The sequence below is a fragment of the Chryseobacterium vrystaatense genome, from assembly GCF_000737765.1.
GTDB lineage: Bacteria > Bacteroidota > Bacteroidia > Flavobacteriales > Weeksellaceae > Chryseobacterium > Chryseobacterium vrystaatense.
Genome location: NZ_JPRI01000003.1, coordinates 551126 through 577142 on the forward strand (window position 1 = coordinate 551126; position 26017 = coordinate 577142).

The following is a 26017-nucleotide window of genomic DNA, read 5'->3' on the forward strand; positions in this document are numbered from 1 at the left end:
TAAAAAAAATTAAAATGAATATCCGGCAGAAACCATTACATTTCTTGGTGCTCCCGGGAATCCTCGGGTGTAGTCGAAACCACCCAGAAAATAATACGTATCAAAAACATTATTGACATTCACCGCCATTTTCATTTTTCCGATATGATAATAGACGGCAGCATTTACCGTTGTATAAGACGGCCAGTATCCCCAAAGTGCGTTGCCTCCACTGTCTTTTCCAATGCTGTTATCCATTCGTCTGCTGTCAACATAATAAACACCGGCACCCAATCCCAGTCCTTTTAAGGCTGTTTTTGAGAATACATACTTCAGCCACATACTGGCCATATTTTCAGGAGCCCCCGGCAAAGACTGGCCTGTTTCTGAGGCGATAGAGGAAGATTTTACTTCCGTCTGATTATAGGTGTAATTTCCCATGATCTGAAATTCTTTAGTCAGCTGACCGCGGATGTCCAGTTCCACTCCCTTTGATAATGCCTTTCCGGACTGTCTGTATACGGGAAATCCTGTAGTACTTATTTCACCTGTCGCGATCAGCATATTTCTTCTTTCAATATGGAAAAGTGACAGATCCATTTGCAGCTGGTTTTTAAAAAATCCTGTTTTAAGGCCTGTCTCGATCTGGAAACTATGCTCTGCCGTGAAAGGTTTTTCTGCACCGTAATCCTTATAGTTTTCAATAAAATTGGCTCCTACAGGAGCAAAGCCCTGTGAATAGCTTGCGAAATAATTGATCTGATTACTGATTTGGTACGTCACTCCAATTCGTGGCAGCCAGGCATTTTGTGTCGCCTGATAACGGTTGGCAGAGCTTACTGTTTCCGAGTAGTAATGCTCATGGCGCAATCCTGCAATCAGTTTTAATCTTTCTGCAAATGAAATCTGATCCTGTATATAGATTCCTGTTGTTTTATATGGGCTTAAAAAAGGATAATTACCCTGTGGAAGCCACACATAATTGCTCAGATCGTGAGTAGTATACGTAGGGTTGTTCAGGTCAAAGGTAAGAGGAACATTTTTCCCATCTATTTTCTGTTGTCTGGCCTCCCTCTGCTGGTTGTTGCTGTCTCCCTGATACTGAGCATAATCTAATCCGGCAATAAGGTGATGTTGCAGGGTTTTGCCAGGAAGATCCCATTTAAGATAAACTACGGAATTATCTGTATAATCCTTTCCATGACGGTCGAAGAAACGCATATTCATGATGGTATTGAGCGGTGCATCAGCATAGCTGTTCAGCGTACGGTGCTCATTGACATCCTCCTGATACACAGATTTCATATAGCTTGCATTCAATGAAAGATTATGGGTAAGACGCTGGTTCAGCCTTGCACTGAAGGACCATGTTTTGGTATTGTAAAAATCGGAGGGCTGGCTTAATGTAAAAGAGCGGGGCAGGGCATAAAAATCATTATTTCTCAAACCCATTCCCCGGTCGAGATATCCGTGAAACTGATCGTATACCAAATCAATATCCACCTGAGTTCCGTCTAAAGGTTTGAAAGTAAAAGACGGAGCGATCATAAAGTTTTTTTGCTGATTGACATTACGGAAAGTTTTGCTGTCTTCATAACCTGCATTCAGGCGATATAGAATTTTCTTTTCCTTATCAAGAGGCCCTCCCAAATCAATACTTGTACGGAGCGTCTGAAAACTGCCGACGGAAAAATTTACAGATCCCTTTTGTTTTTCCAATGGTTTTTTAGTGACCATGTTAATGGTTCCGCCTGGAGTAATATCACCGAATAATGATGCTCCGGGACCTTTTAAAACCGAAACACTTTCAAGGTTGATCGTTAAGGGTGACCGGTAATAACTGTTTCCATAGCTGTAGCCGGAACGCAATCCATTGACCAGACGAATTCCTGTTTCATAACCACTTTTAAAACCACGGATAATAAGATCATCGTAAGAAGATGCAGTGGTTACCCCTGCCAGATCCTGAGCGACTTCACGGGTTGTGTAAGCCTGTTTGTCTTCCATAAATTCACTGCTGACAATAGAAACCGACTGTGGAAGATCCTTTAGATTTCCGGAAAACTTCCCACCCAGTTCCAGTGTATTGGTGAGATAGGAATTGTTTCTTCGTGCCGTGATCAGGACCTCCTGAATATCCGTTTGATTTTCAGCAAGACGGATGATGATTCCATTTTTATCATTATAAGAAAGCGAATCCAGGGTCATATGGGAACCTGAGTATCCTTTGGCACTGATCATTAATTGAGCCGGATATTGAACAGGAGCTTCAAATTTAAAATGACCTTCTGACGTTGTATGTACCGGACTCGCTCCTGTATTCATGGTAACGGTGGCATTAGATATTACTTTTCCGTCCTGATTCAGAATCGTGCCGAAAATAGAGTGGGTTTCCTGTGCTGATAAGGCAAAAGGAAGTAAGAGCATTATACCGTTGATGCATAACGCCTTTCTTGTTGTATTCATGTGTATTTTTTCTTTATTGTATTTATTTGTCTGCGGAAATCATTAATTCCATATGCAAAGTCTCGTAGTTGGCTTCTGAACAGTACCTGAGAAGTTTAAAATTATGTTTCAGCCAGTATTCATAAGCTCCCTTAAGGAAAGGATGCGTGTGCAGGTATAAACGTTTTATATTTTTCTGTTCCGCAGTTCTTACCAATTCCTGAAACAGACGGCTGGCAATACCCGTTCTACGGTATCCGGGATCGACAAACAGCCTCGCAACCTCAACGGTAGTGCTCTGATCTATAGTAAGGTGTGGAAAACGATAGTCGTAAGGCATCATTCCGATTACTCCGATCAGCTCATCCTTATGTGTACGGGCCTGTAAAAAAGCCCCTGTCGAAGATTGAAGATAGTTTTGTTCGAAATTAACGAGATCTTTGGGTACAATTGACGGATCAAGTAATGGAAACAGCTGCCGCCTGAACTCCAGAACATAAGGCAGTACTTCGCCCAAATGGCAGTCTCTCACCATAGAAATCGTTATTTCTTCATGCTTTTTCATATTTTTTTATTTTAATTGAGGGGCAAACATGGGAACTCCGCGATTGTCCAAAGCCACTAAAGGAACCTGATAGGTATCTTCCAGCAGCTGTTTTAGTTCATCTTTTTCCAGCGACTTTACCGGAACCAATTCATGATGGCGCATAACGAAAAATTCGTCCCCAAAAAGGAAAGCCAGGTTAGGATCATGCATGACACATAAAACCGTTGTTCCCTCATTCACCAATTGACGGATCACTTCAAGTACAGCTACCTGATAATGCAGATCCAGATGATTGGTAGGTTCGTCCAGCATGAGAATATCAGGTTTCTGAACCAATACTCTGCACAACAATACCAACTGACGTTCGCCCCCTGACAGGGAAGTGTAAGGTTTATCTTTTAAATGATTTAAATGAAACTTATCCAGAATATGTTCTACCGCAGCATAATCGGATTGATCTGGTGAAAACCTTGAAAAAGACGCTCGTCCCGTCAGCACCACATCCAATACTTTAAATGGAAAAGTAGTCTGATGGAATTGGGTTAAAAATCCAAGCCGTACAGGTGTTGATGTTCCCGGTTTCATCTTTCTGCGTTCTTTATCCGAGATCCATACATTCCCTTTGTAGTTTTTCTCCAGTCCGGCAATGATTTTAAATAAAGTGGATTTCCCACTTCCGTTTCTTCCCAGAATAACAGAAAGTTTTCCTTTTGGAAATTGGGCATTGACATGGTTTAAGACCTGATCTTTTCCATAATCAAAACAAAGCTGTTCAATACGAATTATGGGTTTCATGAGTTCCAGTTTATAGCGTTTCGACGCATTAAGTAAATAAAAATAGGGGCTCCGATAATCATCGTAAAGACTCCGATCGGAATTTCAAATGGCATGACGGTACGGGAAACATCATCAATCAATAATAAAAATGCTCCTCCGATGCTGATATTGGCCCACACCGTAATACTGTTGTTCGGACCGAAGATCATTCTGCTGATATGGGGAACAATTAATCCAAAAAGGCTGATCACTCCTGCTGCCGCTACACAGGAAGCGGTAATCATTGTTGCAGCTGTCATAAGAATAAGCTTTAACAAGCCAGGGTTAACCCCTACGGCCATGGCTTCGTGATCTCCCAGAGCCAGAAGATTCAATTTCCAGCGAAGGATAATGATCATCACTAATCCTATCACAACAGGAAAAAAAGCTGTATGTACTTTCTGCCATGAAGCCGTATGTAAGTTTCCCATGGTCCACTGCACAATAGCCTGTAATTTATAAGGGTCGCTCAGATACTGCAAAACGGTTAAAAAAGCTGTAAATACTCCCGAGACAATCATTCCGGAAAGCACCATGCTTACAATGGATGTCTTTGATCCTGCGTAGGATACCAGATAGGTAATCACTACCGCAATTACTCCAAAAATAAAAGCTGATACATTCACCGCCATTATCGGAAAAAGCATAGCCAGTGCAGCACCAAATGCCGAGCCTGAAGAGATTCCCAATGTAAAAGGATCCACAATCGGATTCCTGAATACAGCCTGCAAAACACCTCCGGAAGAAGCCAGTGAAGCTCCCACTAAAAAAGTAAGAATAATCCTTGGCAGACGAACCTGCCATAAGATAGTTGGTAAACTTCCTGCAGATGAAATGTCTTTAGGATTGCCTGTTTCAAGAGCTATGTAATGAAAGAGTTCCCGGAAGCCGATATTTTGGCTGGAACCTATCATCAGTGAGATCAAAACCAAAATAACCGGTAGCAGAACTAATAGCAATACTGTTTTTATTTTCCTCACCATCAGATCAGTCCCTTTTTTCCATACATCACTTCAAAGGCTTCCTTCACATCCTCATCCAGCATTTCCTGGGTATATTCAGGCATGCACCAATGACGAAGTTGCTTGGCAAACAGCATAAATTTCACAGTATGCGGATCATAAGGGAATGACGGAGACATCACAAATACCTGTTTGTTTTTTACAGCAGGAAGTGCGGCCAGTTCCTTAAGGCTGTATACATCTGATAATTTGGAATTCCATAAAATGATAAGGTCAGGATTCCATTTATACATGGTTTCAGCACTGATGTTGGGAGCTTCCACAGGAACGGGACATGCATTCTGAGCGCCTGATAAGGTGATTGCCATATCAATCAGGCTTCCTTTTCCGGAAGTAGACATGATCCGTCCTTTGGACCAGGCATAGTATATCTTTTTCGGAGAAGTCTCCCTGGAGGCTCTCATTTTCTTCACTTCCGATGAAACATAGCCTGTAATTTCCTCAGCACGTTTTTGTTTTCCAAGCAGTTTTCCTACATTTTTCAATTCTTCAAGGATTTTTTCATCATTCAATGAAGAGAAGGTGAATACAGGGATTCCGAGATTCTCCAGCTGGCTGATATTATCCTCATCAGTACTGAAGGTCAGTACCAGATCTGGCTTCAGTCCGACAATACTTTCTGCATTACCCGACTGTCCACCGAAGGTCGGTGTTGGAATACTTTTATTCCTGATCCTGCTGTCAAGCCTGGAAAGGAAACTATACGTATCTTCCATTTCATAGACCTGCTGTGGGATGCCTGCAATTTTGTCTCCTGCCTGAAGCATATAAACATCATCAACAAGGGCATTGTACAGCACCACGATTCGCATGGCTTCATGTGGAAGACTAATAATTTTACCCCTGCTGTCTGTTGCAGTGATCTGTTTATTGGATGAAGTTCCTTTGCTGCCGGAAGCTGTAGGATTGTTACAGCTTTGTAAGATGATCAGTACAGCACAAAGGGATGTAATCAATAAATTTTTAAATTTCATGTGTTTTATTTTTGATAAGATGACGCAGGGACCGGTTCGATAAGAGCTGAGTATTGATAAGCTCAATACGTCCGGTATATCTTGATGACAGCTGCTCATAAAGGCGTCCGTCATATGGAACCATAAATTCCTGTTTCGGCGTGAAAAATAAGGGCAGATGTTGATTGCCTATAAAGTAACAGAAGTCTGCTGCTTCCCCATCATTCTTTGCAGGGAAACATATGGTGAGACATGGTTTGAAGCCAATAGCAGCGATCAGCTGACCACCGCTGTATAAAAGATCTCCCTGCTGCCATTCTTTCCGGACACCCAATCTCAGCTCTAAAACCAACCCGGAGACTGCTGCCCGGGTAAGTTTTTGTTTTTTATTTTCAAACCATTCGAGCTCCAGAATATCAGGGCGGCATCCATCCGGTGTTTCTCCTGTTTTCACTTCGTCTATGACGACTGTCCGTGTTCTATTCATCAGTTAAGCTTCCTGAGCAGCTTCTTTTTTCAGTTGTACTTTTTCTTTCAGCCAGTTGCACCATTCGTCGATGCCATCGCCGTTTAAAGTACTGGTGGTCATTACTTCCAGGTTTGGATTTACTTCGCGGGCATCTTTCGTTACCGCTTCTACTGAGAATGGAACATAGGGCAGTAAATCAGCTTTAGAAACAAGCATGAGCTCACTCGTTAAAAACATACGGGGATATTTTTTAGGTTTATCATCTCCTTCCGTAGAGGCAAGAAGAGTTACCCGGTAATCTTCTCCCAAATCAAAAGCAGAAGGACAGAGAAGGTTGCCCACATTTTCAATGAATAATAAATCCACGCCTTCAAGATCAATATGATCCAGAGCCTGAAGAATCATCTGGGCTTCAATGTGGCACATTCCACCTGTTACGATTTGAAGAGCATTGATTCCTGATTCACGCATACGGACCGCATCGCGTTCAGTCTCAGGATCACCCACAAGCACTGAAATATTGAGATCTCTCCCAAGGCGCTTTCCTGTTTCCTGCATCAAAGTTGTTTTTCCTGACCCCGGAGAGGAGCAGACATTGATCACACAAACACCTTTTAAACGGTCTCTGATGGCTTTAGCCACAAAATCATTGGCTTTTAATAAGTGAAGAGTTGTATTGTCACATTGAACCGAGCCTACGCGGTTTCCTAAACTTTTTGGATTTGCTGCTGACATATTAATGATATTTTATTTAAAAATTACTTTTGAAATGAAGAGTTCATTTCCCTGAACAATATGGGAGGTGGGAGTATCACATTCATCACAGACGAATTTGTGGTACCTGACCTGAAAATCTTTATTGCAGCGGTCACAGTGTGCAATAATATCATTGACCAACACTTCGAGTTCCATTTCCCGATAGCATGGATGATCGGTAATAAATGCATCAAATGCATTCTGGATCAGTACCGGCTGAACATTGGATAACAGTCCTGCTGTTACCTGAATTTGTTGGATATTTTCTGCTTTGGCGTCATAATGCTCTTCCAAAGTGTCAAAAATATCCTTCACTATACTTAATTCATGCATAGCTTATGTATTTATAGGTGAAACTGATTATCTGCAGTGAATGAGATAACCTTACTTTGAGTGGAGCTGAATGTACTCCGGTAACAGTGTTTTAAAGATTTAAAACGATTATATACATGCTGAAAACCGGATTTTTAAATTATGAAACAAAAGGTATTTGGGAAGATGGTAATAGTGCACAAATTCTGAAGCAGAACTGATGGGCATATTTGAATTGGAATCCGATCTAAAGAATAGAATGTGCTTAATAAAAAGACTAAAGGGAAAATCAAGGAAGGTCTTATCCGCATCAAAATCATTTTCATCACGAGAAACAATGAAAATCATGTCATGTTGCTGGGCATCATCAGAAGCTTTTAAGCCGATTTGATTTTTAGAAGAATCTGTACCGATATCATTTTTTGTACCATTGGCAAATCCTGTACATATAATAAAAAGCAGGATTAGTAGTGAGATAAATGATATGTGAAAAGACTTCTTCATCAGTGTTACAAATTTAGATCTTTTTAAGACCTAGGTTATTACCAAAAACCTTTTAAAAATGTTCAAAATCAGGATTAAATACTGTTGGTGAAATGAGCTGTGGAGAGAATGGTATATGTGGTTCTATTTGTTTAATGGATTGCAAATCAGTGCAGTTTTTGATTGTTTGAAATAGTGTGGCTGATCAAATAAAATGTTTAAAAAATGAAGCTGATTATTTTTTATGGATGAAATTTTTAAACTGAAAATAATGGTATTCTTAATGGTGACAGGTTTATGAAAGAAAATACTGAAAATAAACAAGCAGCTCCGCAATTTTAATTCTGAAGATCATCTCTCTTTTGAAAATCAGTTGTGCAGAAAATTTTAAATACTCAGTTCTGCAAAATCAATCAGAAAAATCATAAAAAGCAGCAAAATCCACGTGATAATAGCGGTTAAACTTCCTATATTTGATAGATCAACGCTTTGTAAGTACGATTTACAGGGCCTAATGAAAAAGAATACAATAATGCAGGAACAGAAAATTGACTTTTTACAGCATAACGAATCGGCCTGGAATAAGCAGGCATTGGAACAAAACGAGTGGTCTCAGCCCGTAAGTACAGAACTGATCAATAACGCTAAAGCCGGGAATTGGAATGTTCATCTGACGCCTTCGGCATTGGATAAGAAATGGCTGGGAGAAGTAAAAGGAAAGAAAATATTATGTCTTGCTTCTGCGGGAGGACAGCAGGCTCCGGTACTGGCAGCAGCAGGAGCTTCCGTGGTGGTTTATGATATTTCTGACGAGCAGCTGAAACAGGATCAGCGTGTGGCAGAGCGGGATGGTCTTTCCCTGAAAACGGTTCAGGGAGATATGAGAGACCTTGGGATTTTTGAAGATGGATCATTTGATATTGTATTTCATCCCATTTCTAATCATTATGTGGAAGACGTCAATCCGGTCTGGAAAGAAGCATACAGAGTTTTAAAAAAGGGGGGAATTCTTATGGCAAGTTTTTTCAATCCGGTTGTTTTTGTAGGTGACCGGAACCCGCAGGATAAAGAAGAAGGTATCATTAGACCAAAATTTAAACTGCCTTATTCTGATCTTAAGGATTTGGACCAGGCTCAAATTGATAAGAAGCTGGAAAATAATGAGGCCTTTGTGTTTGGACATACACTTTCGGATCTTATCGGAGGACAGTTAAGAGCAGGATTTCTCATCAGTGATTTTACAGAAGAAATGCAGCCCAGTCCCAGATTTTTAATGGATCATTACCTACCTGCTTTTATGGCAACCAGAGCAATCAAGCTTTAATTGGTACATCTTAAAAATAGAAAACCTTCAGTCATCTGAAGATTTTCTCTATTAACAGCATATTCTGTAAGATTTTTTTTTCAGACTATAATTTTTTAAAATTCTGCAGTGTTTCTACAACGCCTTCGGGGTTTTCATTCTCAAAAATACCTGATTGCGAAACTCTTTCAAATGTTTGTGCGGTTCCGGAAGCAATGAGGTAAGGAAGATTTTCATCTTTCAGCATGTCGGCGAGTCCTTTCATTTCATCAATTCTTCTTGAAATATGCTGCGGATAGGTAGGTGTCGTTTTTATCAGATCCTGATAGGTACCGGGAAGAAATTCTTCAAGACTTTCATTCAGTTCATCCAGTATTCCAAAATGGGCTGCTGCGGTCATGGTTTCAAAAAATAATGCATTCATCCCCTTATTCACCATGGAAAACAATAATTTGTAAGCGGATGCTGCCTCAGTTTTTTCACCGGCATCTTTTATTCTGAAAACAGAATCAAACACGCTAATAAACCAATGTCTCAGAACACCGCTCACGACCAGTACGGCATGATCAGGAATGTCTTTAGAGGCTCCCATGACGGCTCCGTTTACAAAAGGAATATCTACTGGTAAAAACAGTTTCTCAATAGATGAGGCAAGAGCAGGGGTATTGGAATTTAAATCCACATAGATGGGGCGGTTTGAAGTCATTGTCAGACAGGAAACAACGCTTTCTGCCACTTTCATACTGCCTTCCGGGCTGGTAAGAGAAAGGATAACATCTGCCTGTTCAACGGTCTCCTGGAGAGAATGAGTGTCAATAATTCCTGAGTTTCTGATGTTTTCTAACGTCCGCACCGATCTTCCTTCTCCTGCAGTGATTACTTTAAAGTGATGTTGTATTAGTGCTTTTGCTATTTGGGTTCCCATATCTCCGGGAAACAGAACTGCAATGACGGGCTGGTTTTTCAATATAAATGATTTTTGAAATGATAAACAGTTTGAACCTACAAATTTCTTTAAATTTTTCAAGTTAATAAACACATTGTTTCGATGGTAATTATTGATAAAACTGATTAATAAAGGGAAGTAACCGGATTTTGTTTATTTTTGACTGTTACTGCAATCCATTATCATCATGAACAAGTCTTCCATTAATCACTATTTTCATTCCCTGTTTGACATTGAAGAACAGGTGGTTGGAAAAATCACTGAGACATTCAGTCCTTTTGAATTAAAAGCGAATGAAATTGTACTGAATAAAGATGAGGTCAGTACCAAGACGTTTTTTTTGGAAAAGGGCTATGTAAGGTCTTTCATTCTGAATGAGGACAACGAGGAAATTACCACGAATATTTATGTGGCTCCCTGTTTTGTGAATGATTTTCTTTCATTTTTCAGACAGCAGCCTGCTAAGGAAACCTATCAGACCATTACCGAATGTTCTTTCTGGGAAACAGGGCTGGAAAATGTACAGCATAATTTTCATAATATCCCGGAATTCAGGGAATTCAGCCGGCTTCTTTTTGTTCTTAATTATTACAGCATTCATGACAGACTGATAGAAATGGCAAGTCAGAAAGCTTCCACCAGATATTCAAACCTCATGAAAAAACATCCCGATATTTTCCAGTATGTTCCTTTGAAGGTGATTGCTTCTTATTTAGGAATTAAGGACAGCTCTTTGAGCAGGATACGAAGAGATATCCACAAAATGTAATTTCTTTTCATTTGTCAAGTGATACTTCTGCATTTGACTCCCATATTTGCTAAAAATAAAGTTATGACTAAGAAACATATTGCAGTTGTTGGACTGGGAGGTGTAGGCGGATATTTCGGATTTAAAATCAACCAGGAAAATGAGACTTCCAAAAAATATAAAGTGACTTTCGTTGCAAGGGGAGAAACGTACCGAAAAGTAAAAGAAAACGGATTAATTCTTATTTCACCTGAACATGCTGTGAACCATACCTTTCCTGATGCCGTAGAACAGCAGATCAGTGATGTGAAAGATCCCGACCTTGTCCTGATCTGTGTGAAAGAATATGACCTGGAAAATATATGCCGTCAGCTCAGAGAGGTTATCAGTAAGGATACTATACTTCTTCCGATGATGAATGGTGCTGATATTTACGAAAGAATCAGAAAAATTATTCCAGATCATGTTATTCTTCCTACCTGCCTTTATGTAGCATCCCATATCAAAGAAAAGGGGATTGTAGAGCACAAAGGAAAAGCGGGAAAACTGATCGCTGGAAGAGATCCTCAGCATTTTTCTGCTGATATTGACTGGGTTGTGGAGGTATTAAAGGAAAGTAAAATTGATTTTGATTTCAAAGACAATTCACTGGCAGATATCTGGACCAAATATATTTTCATTGCCAGTTTCGGATTGGTCACTGCTAAGCATAATTCCTCTATTGGAACTGTCTGTACAGATGAGGTTCAGAAACAGGAAGCTTCTGAAATTATGAAAGAGATAAAAAGGATTGCCGATAAAAAATTGATTGCAATGGATGCAGATATTATCCTGAAGACGTTTGAAAAGGCGGCTACATTTCCTTTTGAAACACCGACTTCTCTTCAGCTGGACGTCAATTCCGGAAAAGGCAGCAATGAGCTTGAATTATTGGGCGGTGCTGTTCTGAATTTTGGAAAAGAATTGGAGATCGAAACTCCTTTTACCCAGAAGATTTATAATGAGATCAAAGCAAAATAATTTTTCGCGGAAGCCGTAGGAAGGCTTTTATATGAAAGGAGGCGGGTTAAAACCCGCCTTTATTGTTTTCTATCCGGATCCTTCAAAAAGAACTTTGATCGTACTCCTTACACTAGTTGTGTAAGAATGCCTGCCTGCTGAATAAGGTATCATCCGTTTCCCGGTGTTCGGGATCATCCACGCAGCAGTCTACAGGACATACTGTTTTGCATTGAGGCTCTTCATGAAACCCTTTACACTCCGTGCATTTTCCCGGAACAATATAATAGACCTCATCGGAATAAGCCTGTTGATAAGCCCCTGCATCTGCTTCCGTTCCGTCAGGAAAGGTCACTTTTCCGGAAAGTTTAGTTTTATCCTGCCAGCGCCAGTCGATAGCGCCTTCATAGATAGCCGAATTTGGACATTCGGGTTCGCAGGCTCCGCAGTTGATGCAGTCATCTGTTATTATAATAGCCATAAATAGGTTGGTTTTTAAAGGTTGTTTTTAAAAAAGGGATTTTTTCAACCTTTGACGGTTTCGGAAATCCCTCCGTCTAAACATAACTTAAATGAAAAAAAACAGTGGGCTGTAAGCACTGATCAGGTCAGCACTTTAGCAGTATTTATATCTTTTGTATTAATGGGATGCAATTTCTATGGAAAGTCCATCCATGGCCGCAGTAAGCTGAATCTGGCAGGCTAATCTGCTGGTCGGAACTGTGGTAAAAAGTTCCGATAAAAGAGCATCTTCGATATCGCTTTTTTCAGGCAGTGAAGAGGTTTCATTCAAAATATAGCAGTGGCAGGTGGCACACATTGCCATTCCTCCGCACATTGCTTCCATAGGCAGTTCGTAAGCTTTACAGAGGTCTTTAAGACTAAGGCCCATTTCAAGAGGGCAGATCAGCTCGTGGATATTTCCGTCCTGATCTTTTACTGTAATCGTGATTTCATCCTTCATTATCATCAGTCAAGGGTTGATACTACCTGTTTTTCTGCTTCCTTTTTGGTGCCGTCAAATCCTTCTATACCACTTACTGTAGTGTATTTTAATACAAATTTTTTATTAGGATTCAGACGCTGGTAAATACTTTGGCAGGCAATTGCTGCTTCATGGAATCCACATAAGATGAGTTTCATTTTAAAAGGGTAGGTATTGATATCTCCCACAGCGTATACGCCGGAAATATTGGTCTGAAAATCCCTGCTGTTATCTACTTTAATAGCATTCTTTTCAAGTTCCAGTCCCCAGTCTGCCAGTGGTCCCAATTTGGGAACCAATCCGAACAGAGGAATAAAATGGTCTGTTTCAACAGTATGCATCATTCCTTCTTTTTCAATAACAATTGCTGTAAGGTGGTCTTCTCCCTGAAGATCTATAACTTCTGCCGGAGTGATCAAGTTGATTTTTCCCTGCTGTTTCAGTCTTTTCACCTTCTCGACTGAGTCAAGAGCACCCCTGAATTCATTTCTTCTGTGAATTAAGGTTACCGATTCCGCAATCTCAGCCAGATGTACCGTCCAGTCCAGTGCAGAGTCTCCACCTCCTGCGATCACCACATTTTTTCCCGCATAGTCCTCAGGTCTTTTTACAAAATAGCTGACTCCGTTCTCTTCGTATTTTGAAATACTTTCTATAGGTGGTTTTTTGGGTTCAAAACTGCCAAGCCCTCCGGCAATAATGACGGCTTTTGCACGGTGAACCGTTCCTTTGTCTGTAATTACTTCAAACAGGTTTTCATCTAGTTTATGGAGCCGGGCTGCTGCTTCATTGAATGTAAATCCGGGTTCGAACTGTTTCACCTGTTCATAAAGATTATCCACAAGTTCTCCTGCCAGGACACTCGGAAATCCAGGAATGTCAAAAATGGGCTTCTTTGGATATAATTCTGAAAGTTGTCCGCCCATTTGCGGCAGTGCATCTATAATATGGCAGTGCATTCTTAATAAGCCCGCTTCAAATACTGTAAACAGGCCGGCAGGACCGGCACCGATGATCAGTATATCTGTCTCTATCATATACTATTAATTTTATTATATTCTTTCTATCCTTTTTGTTGTAGCAATGCTGATCAGTTTATCAAATTTATCAGCGTACAGTGTAGATATTCGGGAAGGATCTTCAGGGTCAAATAATGCCGTTCTGATAACGGGAACACTAAAAGGAATGGGCCATGCCCTCAAAGATTTGGCTACTGCATCCATGGTATTAATTCCCTGCATGGCATGAAGGCCGTCTGCCCAGCACACCATTCCAATGGTTTTATCCGTAAGATAAGGCTGATAATGTCCTGAAGTGATTTCAAGCCAGTCCAGGCAGTTTTTCATTACTCCGGGAATGCTTCCGTGATACAGAGGAGCCAGCCAGAAATGGATTTCTGCTTCCTGAAATAGCTGAGTCATTCGTTCTACGGCCAGGGGAGTTTTATGAAGTGTAACATCAAAAAGCGGAATTCCTGAATCTGCCAGTGTGAAAATCTCCGTCCGGAAACCCGACTTTTCAAGTCTTTCTGCAAAGTGTTGAGAAATTTTCCCGGAAGTAGATTCGGATCTTCTTTCCAATGATCCGTTAAATATGATTGCTTTCATTGTTTTAACTTTTAAAAATTACCTTTGGCAGACCTATTTCTCCATACATCAGTGTTTTGACCAAAGGTTTCAGAAGACCCGCTGCTACCAGGTAAAGAGCAGGGTCATGATCAGCCTTCGCTCTGACTACAACTTTCTGATTTTTGTAACATTTCAGGTCAGCATACATAAGACGGCGTTTCCAGAGATCCAGCAGAATGGTTTCTGCACTGTTTAAATCTACATAAACGGCATAAGGAGATAACTTTTCCATTAACATCATCAATGCCCATGGTGGAATAATCGCATCCGTAGAGCAGATGATCCCTACCGCCTTTTCGTTGTATACAGAAAAATCAACGGCTGCGAGTGATTCCTTAAACTCCTTTTCCTTGACAATCATTCCCATAAAAAGATGGTCTTTGATATCCAGTTCCACGATTTCTGTAGTAGGTTTGTAGTCCAAAAGGTCAAGAGCAATAATTCCCGAGGCTTCTGCTTTATTAATGAAAATTTTCTGATCCATAATTGATTCTGTAATCAATATTAAACTTGTTTATCTGATTTTTGAAAGCGCTTCTTCGTATTTTTTTTCTACCGCAGTCCAATCCAGCACAGACCAGAATGAATCAAGGTAATCCGCTCTTTTATTTTGATAGGCCAGGTAATAGGCATGTTCCCATACATCGATCCCAAGAATCGGGAAGCCTCTGTTGACCGTTTGTGTATCCATCATAGGATTATCCTGATTAGCAGTAGAACCTATCGCAATGGAACCGCTGAATTTTACAAATAACCAAACCCATCCGGATCCGAACTGACCAAGACCTGCTTTTTTCATTTCTGCCTTGAAATTTTCAAGACTTCCAAAACTCGTGTTGATCGCTTCTGCCAGTTTTCCTTCAGCATTTAATTTAGGCTGTGGAGAAAGAATTTCCCAAAAAAGAGAATGATTGTAATGTCCACCACCGTTGTTTCTCACAGCCGGACTGTATTCACTGATTCTTTGAAGGATAGATTCCAGATCTGTAGACGTTTCTTCGGCGGTCTTTAAAGCTGCATTCAGATTATCTACATATGCCTGATGATGGCGCTGATGATGGATGGTCATTGTTTCTTTATCTATAAATGGTTCCAGTGCATCATAAGCATAAGGTAGCTGAGGTAATGTAAATGAGTTCATTTCTTTTATTTTTTTGATTAATGTGTTTCAAAGGTAATAATATATTTTAATAAAACAACTTATTGGTTGTTTTATTGACTGATCAGAAAGGAGAGCAACCTTTTGATTATGATGTAATTAGTTGTATGGATATGATATTATAGAAAATACCTATATTTGTTGTATTAAATAAAACAACCTAAATATTGTCAAATGAAGAAGCCGGCAGCAGACCGCATCCTGATGTTTTTAAAGATGAGAGGGGAAGCCACATCTCTTTCGATCTCTAAAGAGCTCTCTATAACAAAAGAGGGTGCGCGTAAGCATTTACTGAATCTTGCCGAAGAAGGACTCATCAGATCTGTTTCAAAAAGTGAAGGCGTTGGCCGTCCCTCTACTTACTATACGCTTACAGAAAAGGGGCTGGCCCAGTTTCCTGATTCCCACGCGGATGTTACGGTTCAGATTCTGAGGTCTGTAAAAAATCTGCTGGGAGAAAATGCTTTGGACCTGCTGATCAATGACAGAGAAAAAAATACCTACGAACGTTATGAAAAAGCATTAGTAAAAGCAGATTCAATAGAGGAACGTTTAGATGTTCTGGTGAAAGTCCGCAGTGAAGAAGGGTATATGGCAGAATGGACGAAGGAAGGGACTGACTATTTTCTGATAGAAAATCACTGCCCGATCTGTGCCGCTGCCGCTGAATGCCAGGGATTTTGCCGTGCCGAACTATCTAATTTCAGAAACCTGATCGGTAATGAATATCAGGTGGAAAGGGTCAATCACATTCTTTCCGGCGGACAGCGGTGTGTGTATAAAATCAGTGGGGAATTTGTTTAAGATACAAGATACTTTGGGTAAACATCAATATGCCGGATAAAATATTCAACAGAAGCGGGTTTTAACCCGCTTAAAATTTTAGACAAAACCTGTTTCAGGAAACACAATAATCAGATCCATTTCTCAATCAGATGAAGCCATAAAGCTTTGTCTTCATTGATTATAAAAACCGCTGATGATTTTCGTTTCGTTAAGGTACTTCCGGTAGTTTGAATTTCAATATAAGTGGCCATGCCATGACTTTCTGTCGTTTGAACCTCAATGTTTTCCAGAACAATACTTCGGTCCGGAAATTGACCAAAGGCTCCGGGTAGCCACTCGGAGAACGCAGCTAAGGTGACGGTATTATGATGGCCATTCACCATTTTGAAATCTGAATCAAATCCCGAAAGCAGTTTTCTGTAAAGGCTTTCCTGATCCTCTTTGCCGCGAAACCAGGCTTCAATATCGGTATGAAATTCTTTGATTTCTTTAATAATTTTGTCTGTGTTATTCATAAGTTTAAATATATAATGTTTTGTAGTAAAAAGAGCATGAATTTATTTTTTGACATAGCTCTGAAGTCTTTTATTAATGGTAATTCCTATCATCTGAACTGCGGCAATGATCAAAACAGCTAAAGCAAAAGCTTTCGGGAATCCCACAAACTCTATCGTGCTGAAAAATACTGTTCCTATAATGGTACCGCCGGTTACACTTCCTATCTGTATGCTGATACTGATGAGACCTGAAGCCTGTCCCGCTTTTTCTTTACTGATCAGAGCAATGGTTTTCCGCATCATGACAGGCATGATAATACCGTGGCCAAGCCCCGCTAAAAACAAGCTGATATCTGTGGCTATAGAAGGCTTTTCCTGAAAACCAATGAACAGGGAAGTCAGGGAGAATCCTGTTATCAGTAATCCCAATCCCACATAGATCATAGTGTCAGCAGAAATTTTTATCCTTGGAATAAGCAAAGGACCCAGAAAGAAAGCAATACCGTATGGAATAATTGCCAGGCCTGTTTCTACCGGATTCTGATGCAGAAACTGCTGCAAATAGTAGGGATAGCAGATAAACAGTCCTGATGTGAAGTTATAAAAGAAAATAATAAAAAGACAGAGAACAAACGGCTGATGCTGTAAAAGGGTAGGATCGATTAATACAGGTCTGTTTTTAGCCATTGAATAAACTTCATATCTGTAAAATAAAGCCAATAATAAAACTCCTGCCAGCAGAACAGCAAAGATCCACCATTCCCAGTGGTATTTCCGTCCGAAAATAATAGGGCAGATGAACATTAATAATGAAATGATCAAGAGTAATGCCCCGGTAAAATCAATTTTCTGCTTCTTTTCTTCCCTCTTATTATCCATGGTAAAATGAATACCAATGATGCAGAGCAGGGTAACAGGGACATTCACGAGAAACACCATTTCCCATGACAGTTGAGTCCAGTGAAGATTAAGAAGAAAACCACCCAGCAGCTGCCCCGCGACAGAAGCCAGACCGAAAACAGAACTGAATATACTTACTGCTTTAGGCTGCTCGCTGCTGTTAAACAAAACCCTGATGGAGGCCAAGACCTGAGGAGCCAGAAAAGAAGCTCCAACCCCCTGAAACAAACGGGCGATAATCAGAAATGTAATGTCCGGTGAAAAGGCACAGGCAAGGGAAGAGCATAAAAAGAGGTACAATCCGAGGATAAATATATTCTTCCTTCCATATAAATCTCCCAGACGCCCTCCACAGACTACGAGAGCTGCGTAGGTCAGTCCATAAATCGCAACCACCATCTGCAGCTGATGATCACTGGCATTAAAGGCTTTTTTAATGGATGGAAGCGCCATATTCACAATGAAATAATCAAGAGGTGAAAGGAAAGCTCCTGCCGTCAGATAGCCAAGTGCCTGCCATCGTTTGGAATAGATGTTCATATTTTTTTTACAAAATTAACCGCTTATTGTACCTGTAAAATTGTACTTTTGGAGGTAAATTCGGTATGGAGATATGAAAATTTTGCCCGTTGAGCGTATTGACGTAAAAGAAATCAAACTGTCTGATAAGGACATTGCCATCAAAACAAAAACCTTTCTTTCTCTGGTCTTTGTGATGAGAGGCTCCGGAACGCTTACGTATGATGAAAGGACTATTAATTTCAAGGAATCTAAGCTTTTTATCATTCCTCAACACCAGCTGTATTATTTTACAAGTGAAGATGCAGAGCTGGTTGTCATAGAATGTCCTATTGAATTTATCGATAAAATAAGACTGGAAGCAGACCGTATAGAAAGCTGTGAAAACCTCTACAAACTGCAGTATATCAGCAATAACTACCATGCAAGAGCCGGATGTGTCTTCCGTAATAATGATGACGAAGGTTTTGCTCAGGTTCTTATTGCCCAGATCGTAAGGGAATATAAGAACAAAACCGATGATTATCTGATAATCCGAAACTGCATTTCTATTCTTCTGAATATTATCGCCCGGAATATCATTGACAGTGAAACTTCGGATCTGCCGCAAAACAGGAAAGCTTTTTCCATAATGAAAATCATCACCTATATTCAGGAGCATGTAAAAGATAAAGAAAAGACCCGAATTCATGCGATAGCAGATCATTTCGGAATTTCGAGGAATTACTTCGGAGAATATTTCAAACAGCACACTGGCGTTTCTTATCAGGATTATCTGTTGGATTACCGTCTTAAGCTCGTAGAAACTTATCTCAAATACAGCAGTGTCCGATTGAGCGAAATTGCATATGAACTTCAGTTCAGCGACGAAAGCCATTTATCTAAGCTTTTCAAGAAGCATAGAAATATGACGCCTAAGGAATACAGAAAAAATGCTTTAATAAGATCGGATCATCAGGAAATGTAGACATACAGTTAAGTACATATTGATCACCTTGGGTTTGAGAAGATTCCTTTCCTTAATAAAATAGGAGTTTTTTAGTATAAATATAAAGTCAACTATATAGTTCACTTTATATTTGTATTTTTGTATTCAAATGAATAGTCAATGAATCAGGATTTTATAAAAGAGTTGGGATATAAAGCACTGGACAGCAGGTTAAAGAGAATCAGCGACCGAATGTCCCATGACGTCAGAAAATTTTATAAAGAAATGAACATAGAGGTAGAACCCAATTGGTATCTTGTTTTTATGTTGCTTCAAAAAAATATAGAAATGTCTATCGTAGATATTGCCGAACCTTTGGGATATTCCCATCCTTCTGTGGTAGCAATCATCAAAAAAATGGTCGATAAAAATTATCTGAATATCAGAAAAGACAACACGGACAAAAGGAAACAGATGGTATCACTGACAGAAAAAGCAGTAGATATGCTTCCGCAGTTAGAACAGATCTGGGACAGTTGCGAAAAAGCAATCTTACAGGTTCTTTCGGATGATCTTGGAATTCTTAACTATCTTGACCGTATAGATTCCGGCCTGAAAGATGAATCGTTTCATCACAGGTTTAAAAAAGAATACCTAAAACAAATATAGAATGAAAGCACTTATTTTTATCACCGCTTTTCTTTTTACCGGTTTCACTGCTTCTGCAAGAGAGACCAAAATCATGATCAGGGCGAAAGCAAGAGATGCAAAATTTATCGGAAGCTCTTTGGGTGGCGCCCATATTATTGTTCGAAATAAAGTGAACCGCGAGATCTTAGCAGAAGGAAACACAACAGGAAGTACAGGGAATACGGATCTGATTATGAAAGAAGTCAAAAAACGTGGGACTTCTATCACCGATTCTCAGACGGCAGGTTTTCTGGCGTCAATAGACATTACTGAACCTACGTTTATAAGTATTGAAATGATCTCGCCGTTTAATAACAAACAGGCACAGACTACTGTAAGTACAGAACTGTGGCTGATTCCGGGAAAAGATATTCTGGGAGACGGAATTATTCTGGAAATTCCTGGATTTATCATTGATATACTGAAACCCAGAACCCATCAGTATATCTCTTTGACCAACATTAAAGGAAAGCCTTTTCCGTTTCAGGCCAATATTGTCATGATGTGCGGATGCGTTATTGAAAAGAATGGGGTATGGAATTCCGATGAGATTGAAGTAAAAGGAATTCTTAAAAAAGACGGAAAATATATCAAAGATGTTCATCTTTCGCTTATTTCTACCAATCTATTTGAAGGAAGTGATGTACTGAATACTCCAGGAAATTATGAACTGATCTTATATGCCTATCACGAAAAATCAGGTAATACTGGAGTGGACAAGGTAAATTATGTGGTCTACGAGTAACCTTATTGTTTAATAATTCGTCAATACTTCCATCAGCATCAGGATAGATACCAGTTTTTTAGAAGACTGGTATTCCGGGTTCAGCTGATCCCGTATTTCCCCCAAAGCTTTGCTTAATTTATTACTTACCGTTTTGTTGCTGATACCTAGAGCTTCAGCAGTCTCATCAACAGACATATTTCTCCTTATTCTCATATCATAAACACTTTGCTCGGTCGATGGAAGCTGGGAAACCACTTCATCGATCATCGACAGCAGAGTGGTGATTTCATTTTCTTCAAGAATCTCAAAGTATTCCGTATCTGATATTTCTATTTCTCCCATAGGATCAAATTCGTCAATGCTGATGGTAGACGGTATCTTTTTAGAGCTGTTATAGTGATCAATGATCCTGTAATGAAGATAGCGCAGCAGATAACCTTTTGCACTTTCCGATTCATCGGTCTGTATGGCAGCTGTATCCTCAAGTATTTTGATCCAGAGATTCTGCAGCAGTTCTTCAGACATCTCTTTATCTCTCGTTCTCATGAAAACAAAACGGTAAAGACTATCCCAATACCGCTCGTAGAGCAGCATGAAGGCAGGACGGTCGCCTGATCCTATTTTCTGTAATATCGTATAGTCTGTTGGCTTCATATCGTTACTGCAAAATTACCTAAAGGAAAATTAACTTTTTATGAACATTGGGGATCCCAACATTAATTATTTCTGAAAAACATCCCCGTAATGTGAATCAAATGTTGAGAAAACAACCAAATGGCTTTAAATTATTAACAAGCTGGTTTTAATATGAATACAATATTAAGAACTACTTGGGGAAGTTTTTCATTTTCACAGTCTTATAGATAGAAGTATCTGTGAATACATGAAATATTTTATGAAAAGCCCAAAATATAAGAACACTGCAGCTTTCGTTTTTAAGCTCTGGATGAGAGAAGTTTCTGAAGAGAAAATATCAGAAAAGGAAGATGTAATTTTAAGTCAGTGGACAGCCCAAACCGAAAAAGATCTGGATAAGATTCATATGAAAGAATCTAAAGAAAGAGTCTTATCTGCTTTGGAACTTTATTTTATCCAACCGGTAAAAACAGCTCCCATCTATCAATTTAAACAATATGTCTTCACCGCTGCTGCTGCTGCCATTATTCTTTTGATGTCAATAGGAGGAATCCTTACATATAATGCTTTCATGAAGCCGGATACCTATACAGCGGACTCAGGAAACCGGAAAGTCTATCTGGCAGACGGATCCATGGTAACCTTACTGAAAGGTGCAGAACTTACTGTAGACAAATCATTTCCTGCTTCCACAAGGATTGTTGAACTGAAAGGGGATGCCATATTTTCTGTGGCAAAATCAAAAACTCATCCATTTATTGTCCGTGCAGATGGTTTCAGTACTAAAGTACTGGGGACGGTATTCAAAATTTCACAGTCAGGAAAGGATAAATCAGTACTCCTTTATGAAGGAAAAGTTGCCGTATCCTATGCAGGAACAGCTGTTTCTTATCTGAAACCTAACCAGAAGTGGACCAATTTCGGAATAGCACATACGGCGGCTGTGATATCAGTTACAGCAGAGAAAAAATCAGGAACGCAGAAATCTGAATTATTGTCATTAAGCTTCAGTGATGTCTCATTCAAAGAAGTTGCAGAAGTGATACAGGACAATTATAAAATCAAGATCATGTATCCGAAAGAAATGTCAGATAGAAAGATCACGGCAGATTTTACAGGAGGTACCGTTGATGAAAATATGGAAGCACTGGCATTTATACTTGGATTGGAAGTACATAAAGAAGATCATATCTACACCTTGAAAAAATAAGAATCACCCTAAAAAATAAAACTTTTAATCAAAAAGAGAACTTGAACATATGAAAAGATTGAAATGCGGTCTTACCGTTGCAGCAGTATTTTTTACGGTAGCAGCCGAAGCACAGGAGCTGGTACAGAAAGTATCATTTGCTGTCCCGGCAAGCAGGCCTCTGATTGAGGTACTGGAAGACTTTGCCGGAAAAACGGGAATGCGGTTGGCCTATTCCAAAATGGATATTAAAGAACTGAAGGTAAAAGGTGTAAAATGTGAAAATACAACTGTCAATAACTGTCTTAAAGATATTACCAGCGGACTTCCGGTAGCATTCCGTCTGCGTGGAGATCTGATTTCAATAAAATATGAGGGAACAGGCATTTCTGTAACAGGGGATGGAAAGATTTCAGGAAAAATAGTGGATGAAATAGGAAATCCTGTTGCAGGAGCTGAAATAACAGTCGCTAAGAAAACAGTTATAACCGATAATAACGGTGATTTTGTGGTGGATCTTCCTTCAGGAATCTATACGCTTACTGTGAAAGCTCCAAAATACAGCCCGTTGCGGGTAGAAAAGCTTGCAGTCAATAATAATGAAACCAATAGGGTATCATTTGCCATGAAACAGGCCGCTGATAAAATAACGGATATCCGGGAAGTGGTTATTACCGGAACCCGAAAAGCAGACACTCAGGCCGGACTTTTGGCACAACAGAAAAAAGCGGCTCAGATGAGTGACGGAATTTCTGCCGAACAGATCGCAAAAACGCCTGATAATGACGTTGGAGGAACATTGAAAAGAGTAACGGGAATTACGACGATCGACAACAAATATGTAGTGGTACGTTCCATGGGAGAACGTTGGAATACAGCAGCTATGGATGGAATCAATCTTCCTAGTACTGAAGCTTATAACCAGAACTTTTCATTTGATATTATTCCCACAGCAATGGTGGAAAGCATCGTGGTGAGCAAAACAGCAACACCGGATATGAATGCCAGTTTTGCAGGCGGTTATGTAGAAGTAAGAACCAAAGATATTCCCAATGAAAACTTTACGACGGTAAGTGTAGGAACTTCTTATAATGACCAGTCGGCGTTTAAAGAATTTCTAACCCGTAAGCAGGGGAAATATGATTATTTCGGATATGATGACGGAACAAGAGATTTTCCTAAGGGCCTTGAACCAACGGACTGGAACAATCCCTTATTTTTTGAACAGTCGAAAAGATTTACCAACGACAACTTCAGTACTTTTAAAACGAAAGCGGATATGGGATCCAATCTGCAGTTGGCACTGGGAAGAACTTTTGCCCTTAAAAATAACAACAAGTGGGGATTTGCCGGAGCATTTACAGTAAGAAACGAGCAGAATACATTGGACATTGACCATACGGGGAGAGGAAACTGGCTGGATACCACAGCACCCTATGATCCTAACTGGCAGGCGAATGGAACTGATCCTATCGTATTTTATAATTTTAAAAATAAAGGAGCTTCCTATAATTATAATTCGACGCTGGCGGGAATGTTGAATTTCGGATTACAGCTGGGGAAAAACAGAATTTCCTTCCGTAATTCATACACCCATATCTATGATAATACACTGACACGTGTTACAGGATGGAATGAGTATACGGGAGGAAGCGGGATGGCCGCGAATGCCGAAGCATCCTATAATTATTTCTACAACGGAATTATTCCCAATAATGATCCGTCACTGATCAAGTCTCTGGACAAACCGTATACCGACAATACGAATTATCCTATTTATCAGACGCTTTTGCAGAACAAACTGGAGGGAAATCATAAAATCGGAAATGTAGATATCAACTGGTTTGCTGCAAGGACAGGCGTAAAATCTGACACCAAAGACTATACGCAGTATCTGAGCCAATATGATTTTGTGGGAAGTGAGATTCTTACCTATCATATGGTATACAATTCAGCATCAAATTTTTACAGGGGATATATCGCCAATAAAGAAACGGATTATAACTACGGAACTTCCCTGAAATGGAATATAGACACAGGAAATTTTAAAACTGATATTAAAGCAGGTTACGCCGGGGTTATAAAAAACAATACCAATCAACAGCAGAAATTCTTTCTCAGGGTGGATGAAAACAGAGATGTTCCGAGCAGTGAAAAAGGATTTATATCGTTATACGGTTCTTTGAATCAGTGGTTTGATGGTTCTAAATATGTTCCGGGAGGAATTGGCTGGCAGACAAAACCAATGTACAAAAATGACAAGTATGAAGGGAAGGTAACGCAAAATGCATTTTATGTCATGTTTGATAACAGATGGAAGAATATATTCAGGTTGGTTTGGGGAGTTCGTGCGGAATATTTTAAATATGACCTAATTTCTCAGCAGCTGGATTTGACGGATGATAAGACGATTACAAAAGCACCTATTGATGATAAGGCATGGCAGTGGATGCCCTCTTTAAATTTCACGTATAGCCCGACTAATAAGATTAATGTAAGACTGGCTTATAATAAAACAGTGATTCGTCCTCAGTTTAATGAAAGAACGGGACTTCCGTATTTTGATCCGGTAGCCAACGGTTTGATCTATAATACGGAAATGACCTCATCAGTAGTCAATAACTACGATTTTAAATTTGAATGGTTTCCCGGATTGGGAGAAATATTTTCTGCCGGATTGTATTACAAGGATATCAACAGACCTATTGAGCGTGAAGGCCGTCTTTCTGATGAGGGGAACCTGTACCTTTATAATGGAAATTCAAAAAATGCAAAACTGAAAGGGGTAGAAGCAGAAGTAAGAAAAAATCTGGGCTTTATCGCTGAAGGATCTTTTTTAGAAAAGCTGTATATCAATGGAAATTTTACGTATAACACCACGAAAGTAATCGCTTTTAAAGATCAGTATAAAACCGGTGATAATGACAGAACCTATGAAGTGGAAAGACCTCTTTACGGACAGACTCCTTATGCTTACAATGTAGGAATGACCTACGATGGAAACCGTTTGGGTGCCAGTTTTTTATACAATGCAAAAGGCGATCAGTACATCACTGTGGGATATGCCTATAACGGTGAAGAAATACAGCGTCCGTACGCGGTAGCAGATGCCCAGCTTTCCTATAAATTCTTAAGAAACAGAAATCTCGAAGTTAAATTCAATGTCAGAAACCTTTTCAACAGAGTGAAGGAGTTCTACAACAATTTTAACTCCTATTCGGTACCCAATGGATCTGCAGGAAGCACCATATCAACAGACCGTGAGGCGTGGCAGCTTCTTCCGGGAGCTACAGACAAATATGACAAAAATATCGATAAAATCACATTTCGGGCCTACAGCGGAAGGGTATTCGGAGTAAGTGTGAACTATACGTTTTAAAAAATTATAAAGAACAGAATAAAAGAGCTCATTGATGTAATGCACAGGTTTCGGAAACCTGAAGACGATCCGGATCAATACTGATGATGCGCACAGCAGTACAGGATCAGATAAAAACCGGCCGCTGTTGTTTTTTTCCGGACAGCAGCGGATAAGCAGGGAACCCCGGCAGGACAGCTCCTCCTGAAGTGCAGGGTGATTATACAACCAAATCGC

General features: G+C 39.8%; 28 protein-coding genes. 9 read left to right on the top strand and 19 right to left on the bottom strand.

Annotated features, from left to right (window positions below; genetic code table 11):
- Nucleotides 1-9 precede the first annotated feature (9 nt).
- The 9 genes from IW16_RS11700 to IW16_RS11740 all read right to left on the bottom strand — a co-directional run bounded on the left by IW16_RS11700 (nucleotide 10) and on the right by IW16_RS11740 (nucleotide 7803).
- Nucleotides 10-2445 carry a TonB-dependent receptor gene (locus tag IW16_RS11700; protein ID WP_034744051.1) on the bottom strand — a complete coding sequence of 812 codons (2436 nt, stop codon included), beginning with the start codon at nucleotides 2443-2445 and terminating at the stop codon, nucleotides 10-12.
- A 22-nt stretch (nucleotides 2446-2467) separates the two neighbouring features.
- Nucleotides 2468-2989 carry a GNAT family N-acetyltransferase gene (locus IW16_RS11705; protein ID WP_051890143.1) on the bottom strand — a complete coding sequence of 174 codons (522 nt, stop codon included), beginning with the start codon at nucleotides 2987-2989 and terminating at the stop codon, nucleotides 2468-2470.
- Between the two features lie 6 nt (nucleotides 2990-2995).
- Nucleotides 2996-3766 (bottom strand): ABC transporter ATP-binding protein, encoded by a 771-nt coding sequence (locus IW16_RS11710; RefSeq protein ID WP_034744053.1) that lies wholly within the window; start codon nucleotides 3764-3766, stop codon nucleotides 2996-2998.
- A complete protein-coding gene (locus tag IW16_RS11715) occupies nucleotides 3763-4770 on the bottom strand; it encodes a FecCD family ABC transporter permease (RefSeq protein WP_034744054.1) in 1008 nt (335 codons plus the stop codon). Before IW16_RS11715 ends, IW16_RS11710 begins: the two co-directional genes overlap by 4 nt.
- The gene (locus IW16_RS11720) at nucleotides 4770-5783 is read right to left on the bottom strand and encodes an ABC transporter substrate-binding protein (RefSeq protein WP_034744056.1); all 1014 of its coding nucleotides are present in this window, start codon (nucleotides 5781-5783) and stop codon (nucleotides 4770-4772) included. The genes IW16_RS11715 and IW16_RS11720 overlap by 1 nt, the downstream gene beginning before the upstream one ends.
- Entirely contained in the window at nucleotides 5773-6249 is a 477-nt protein-coding gene (locus IW16_RS11725; RefSeq protein WP_034744059.1) for an urease accessory protein UreE, read from the bottom strand. Before IW16_RS11725 ends, IW16_RS11720 begins: the two co-directional genes overlap by 11 nt.
- 3 nt (nucleotides 6250-6252) lie before the next feature.
- Nucleotides 6253-6966 carry a hydrogenase nickel incorporation protein HypB gene (gene hypB, locus IW16_RS11730; protein WP_051890145.1) on the bottom strand — a complete coding sequence of 238 codons (714 nt, stop codon included), beginning with the start codon at nucleotides 6964-6966 and terminating at the stop codon, nucleotides 6253-6255.
- Between the two features lie 12 nt (nucleotides 6967-6978).
- Nucleotides 6979-7320 (bottom strand): hydrogenase maturation nickel metallochaperone HypA/HybF, encoded by a 342-nt coding sequence (locus IW16_RS11735; protein ID WP_034744062.1) that lies wholly within the window; start codon nucleotides 7318-7320, stop codon nucleotides 6979-6981.
- Between the two features lie 108 nt (nucleotides 7321-7428).
- The gene (locus IW16_RS11740) at nucleotides 7429-7803 is read right to left on the bottom strand and encodes a hypothetical protein (protein WP_034744065.1); all 375 of its coding nucleotides are present in this window, start codon (nucleotides 7801-7803) and stop codon (nucleotides 7429-7431) included.
- Nucleotides 7804-8296: 493 nt separating this feature from the next.
- Here IW16_RS11740 and IW16_RS11745 point away from each other — a divergent pair, with 493 nt between their 5' ends.
- Nucleotides 8297-9106, top strand: a complete 810-nt coding sequence (locus tag IW16_RS11745; RefSeq protein ID WP_228376927.1) for a class I SAM-dependent methyltransferase — start codon at nucleotides 8297-8299, stop codon at nucleotides 9104-9106.
- Nucleotides 9107-9191: 85 nt separating this feature from the next.
- Here IW16_RS11745 and IW16_RS11750 read toward each other — a convergent pair whose 3' ends face one another.
- On the bottom strand, nucleotides 9192-10052 hold the full coding sequence (locus tag IW16_RS11750; RefSeq protein ID WP_131327885.1) for an NAD(P)-dependent oxidoreductase: 861 nt from the start codon (nucleotides 10050-10052) through the stop codon (nucleotides 9192-9194).
- Nucleotides 10053-10218: 166 nt separating this feature from the next.
- Here IW16_RS11750 and IW16_RS11755 point away from each other — a divergent pair, with 166 nt between their 5' ends.
- Nucleotides 10219-10800: a Crp/Fnr family transcriptional regulator gene (locus IW16_RS11755; RefSeq protein WP_034744071.1), complete on the top strand. Its 582-nt coding sequence runs from the start codon at nucleotides 10219-10221 to the stop codon at nucleotides 10798-10800.
- Nucleotides 10801-10863: 63 nt separating this feature from the next.
- A complete protein-coding gene (locus IW16_RS11760) occupies nucleotides 10864-11799 on the top strand; it encodes a ketopantoate reductase family protein (protein WP_034744074.1) in 936 nt (311 codons plus the stop codon).
- Nucleotides 11800-11911: 112 nt separating this feature from the next.
- Here IW16_RS11760 and IW16_RS11765 read toward each other — a convergent pair whose 3' ends face one another.
- From IW16_RS11765 to IW16_RS11790, 6 genes are all read right to left on the bottom strand, one after another.
- Entirely contained in the window at nucleotides 11912-12259 is a 348-nt protein-coding gene (locus IW16_RS11765; RefSeq protein ID WP_034744076.1) for a 4Fe-4S dicluster domain-containing protein, read from the bottom strand.
- Nucleotides 12260-12418: 159 nt separating this feature from the next.
- On the bottom strand, nucleotides 12419-12742 hold the full coding sequence (locus IW16_RS11770; RefSeq protein ID WP_034744351.1) for a 2Fe-2S iron-sulfur cluster-binding protein: 324 nt from the start codon (nucleotides 12740-12742) through the stop codon (nucleotides 12419-12421).
- A gap of 5 nt (nucleotides 12743-12747) precedes the next feature.
- Nucleotides 12748-13800, bottom strand: coding sequence for an NAD(P)/FAD-dependent oxidoreductase (locus IW16_RS11775; RefSeq protein WP_034744080.1), 1053 nt, complete (start codon nucleotides 13798-13800; stop codon nucleotides 12748-12750).
- A gap of 15 nt (nucleotides 13801-13815) precedes the next feature.
- Nucleotides 13816-14370, bottom strand: a complete 555-nt coding sequence (locus IW16_RS11780) for an NADPH-dependent FMN reductase (RefSeq protein WP_034744083.1) — start codon at nucleotides 14368-14370, stop codon at nucleotides 13816-13818.
- A gap of 4 nt (nucleotides 14371-14374) precedes the next feature.
- Nucleotides 14375-14875, bottom strand: a complete 501-nt coding sequence (locus tag IW16_RS11785) for a DUF2480 family protein (RefSeq protein WP_034744086.1) — start codon at nucleotides 14873-14875, stop codon at nucleotides 14375-14377.
- A gap of 30 nt (nucleotides 14876-14905) precedes the next feature.
- Nucleotides 14906-15532 carry a superoxide dismutase gene (locus tag IW16_RS11790; protein WP_034744089.1) on the bottom strand — a complete coding sequence of 209 codons (627 nt, stop codon included), beginning with the start codon at nucleotides 15530-15532 and terminating at the stop codon, nucleotides 14906-14908.
- 192 nt (nucleotides 15533-15724) lie between these two features.
- Here IW16_RS11790 and IW16_RS11795 point away from each other — a divergent pair, with 192 nt between their 5' ends.
- Nucleotides 15725-16354, top strand: coding sequence for a helix-turn-helix transcriptional regulator (locus IW16_RS11795; RefSeq protein WP_034744091.1), 630 nt, complete (start codon nucleotides 15725-15727; stop codon nucleotides 16352-16354).
- 110 nt (nucleotides 16355-16464) lie between these two features.
- Here IW16_RS11795 and IW16_RS11800 read toward each other — a convergent pair whose 3' ends face one another.
- Nucleotides 16465-16851: a hypothetical protein gene (locus tag IW16_RS11800; RefSeq protein WP_034744094.1), complete on the bottom strand. Its 387-nt coding sequence runs from the start codon at nucleotides 16849-16851 to the stop codon at nucleotides 16465-16467.
- A gap of 42 nt (nucleotides 16852-16893) precedes the next feature.
- On the bottom strand, nucleotides 16894-18273 hold the full coding sequence (locus tag IW16_RS11805; protein ID WP_034744097.1) for an MFS transporter: 1380 nt from the start codon (nucleotides 18271-18273) through the stop codon (nucleotides 16894-16896).
- A 73-nt stretch (nucleotides 18274-18346) separates the two neighbouring features.
- Here IW16_RS11805 and IW16_RS11810 point away from each other — a divergent pair, with 73 nt between their 5' ends.
- From IW16_RS11810 to IW16_RS11820, 3 genes are all read left to right on the top strand, one after another.
- Complete coding sequence (locus IW16_RS11810; protein ID WP_034744100.1) at nucleotides 18347-19219, top strand: AraC family transcriptional regulator; 873 nt, start codon at nucleotides 18347-18349, stop codon at nucleotides 19217-19219.
- A gap of 141 nt (nucleotides 19220-19360) precedes the next feature.
- Nucleotides 19361-19849 (top strand): MarR family winged helix-turn-helix transcriptional regulator, encoded by a 489-nt coding sequence (locus IW16_RS11815; protein ID WP_034744103.1) that lies wholly within the window; start codon nucleotides 19361-19363, stop codon nucleotides 19847-19849.
- 1 nt (nucleotide 19850) lies between these two features.
- A complete protein-coding gene (locus IW16_RS11820; RefSeq protein WP_034744105.1) occupies nucleotides 19851-20615 on the top strand; it encodes a hypothetical protein in 765 nt (254 codons plus the stop codon).
- A gap of 9 nt (nucleotides 20616-20624) precedes the next feature.
- Here IW16_RS11820 and IW16_RS11825 read toward each other — a convergent pair whose 3' ends face one another.
- On the bottom strand, nucleotides 20625-21251 hold the full coding sequence (locus IW16_RS11825) for an RNA polymerase sigma factor (RefSeq protein WP_034744108.1): 627 nt from the start codon (nucleotides 21249-21251) through the stop codon (nucleotides 20625-20627).
- Between the two features lie 241 nt (nucleotides 21252-21492).
- On the opposite strand from IW16_RS11825, the gene IW16_RS11830 reads away from it, so the two are divergent.
- Both IW16_RS11830 and IW16_RS11835 read left to right on the top strand, forming a co-directional pair.
- The gene (locus IW16_RS11830) at nucleotides 21493-22443 is read left to right on the top strand and encodes a FecR family protein (protein WP_228376928.1); all 951 of its coding nucleotides are present in this window, start codon (nucleotides 21493-21495) and stop codon (nucleotides 22441-22443) included.
- Nucleotides 22444-22492: 49 nt separating this feature from the next.
- Nucleotides 22493-25801, top strand: a complete 3309-nt coding sequence (locus tag IW16_RS11835) for a TonB-dependent receptor (RefSeq protein WP_034744113.1) — start codon at nucleotides 22493-22495, stop codon at nucleotides 25799-25801.
- Nucleotides 25802-26017: the final 216 nt, after the last annotated feature.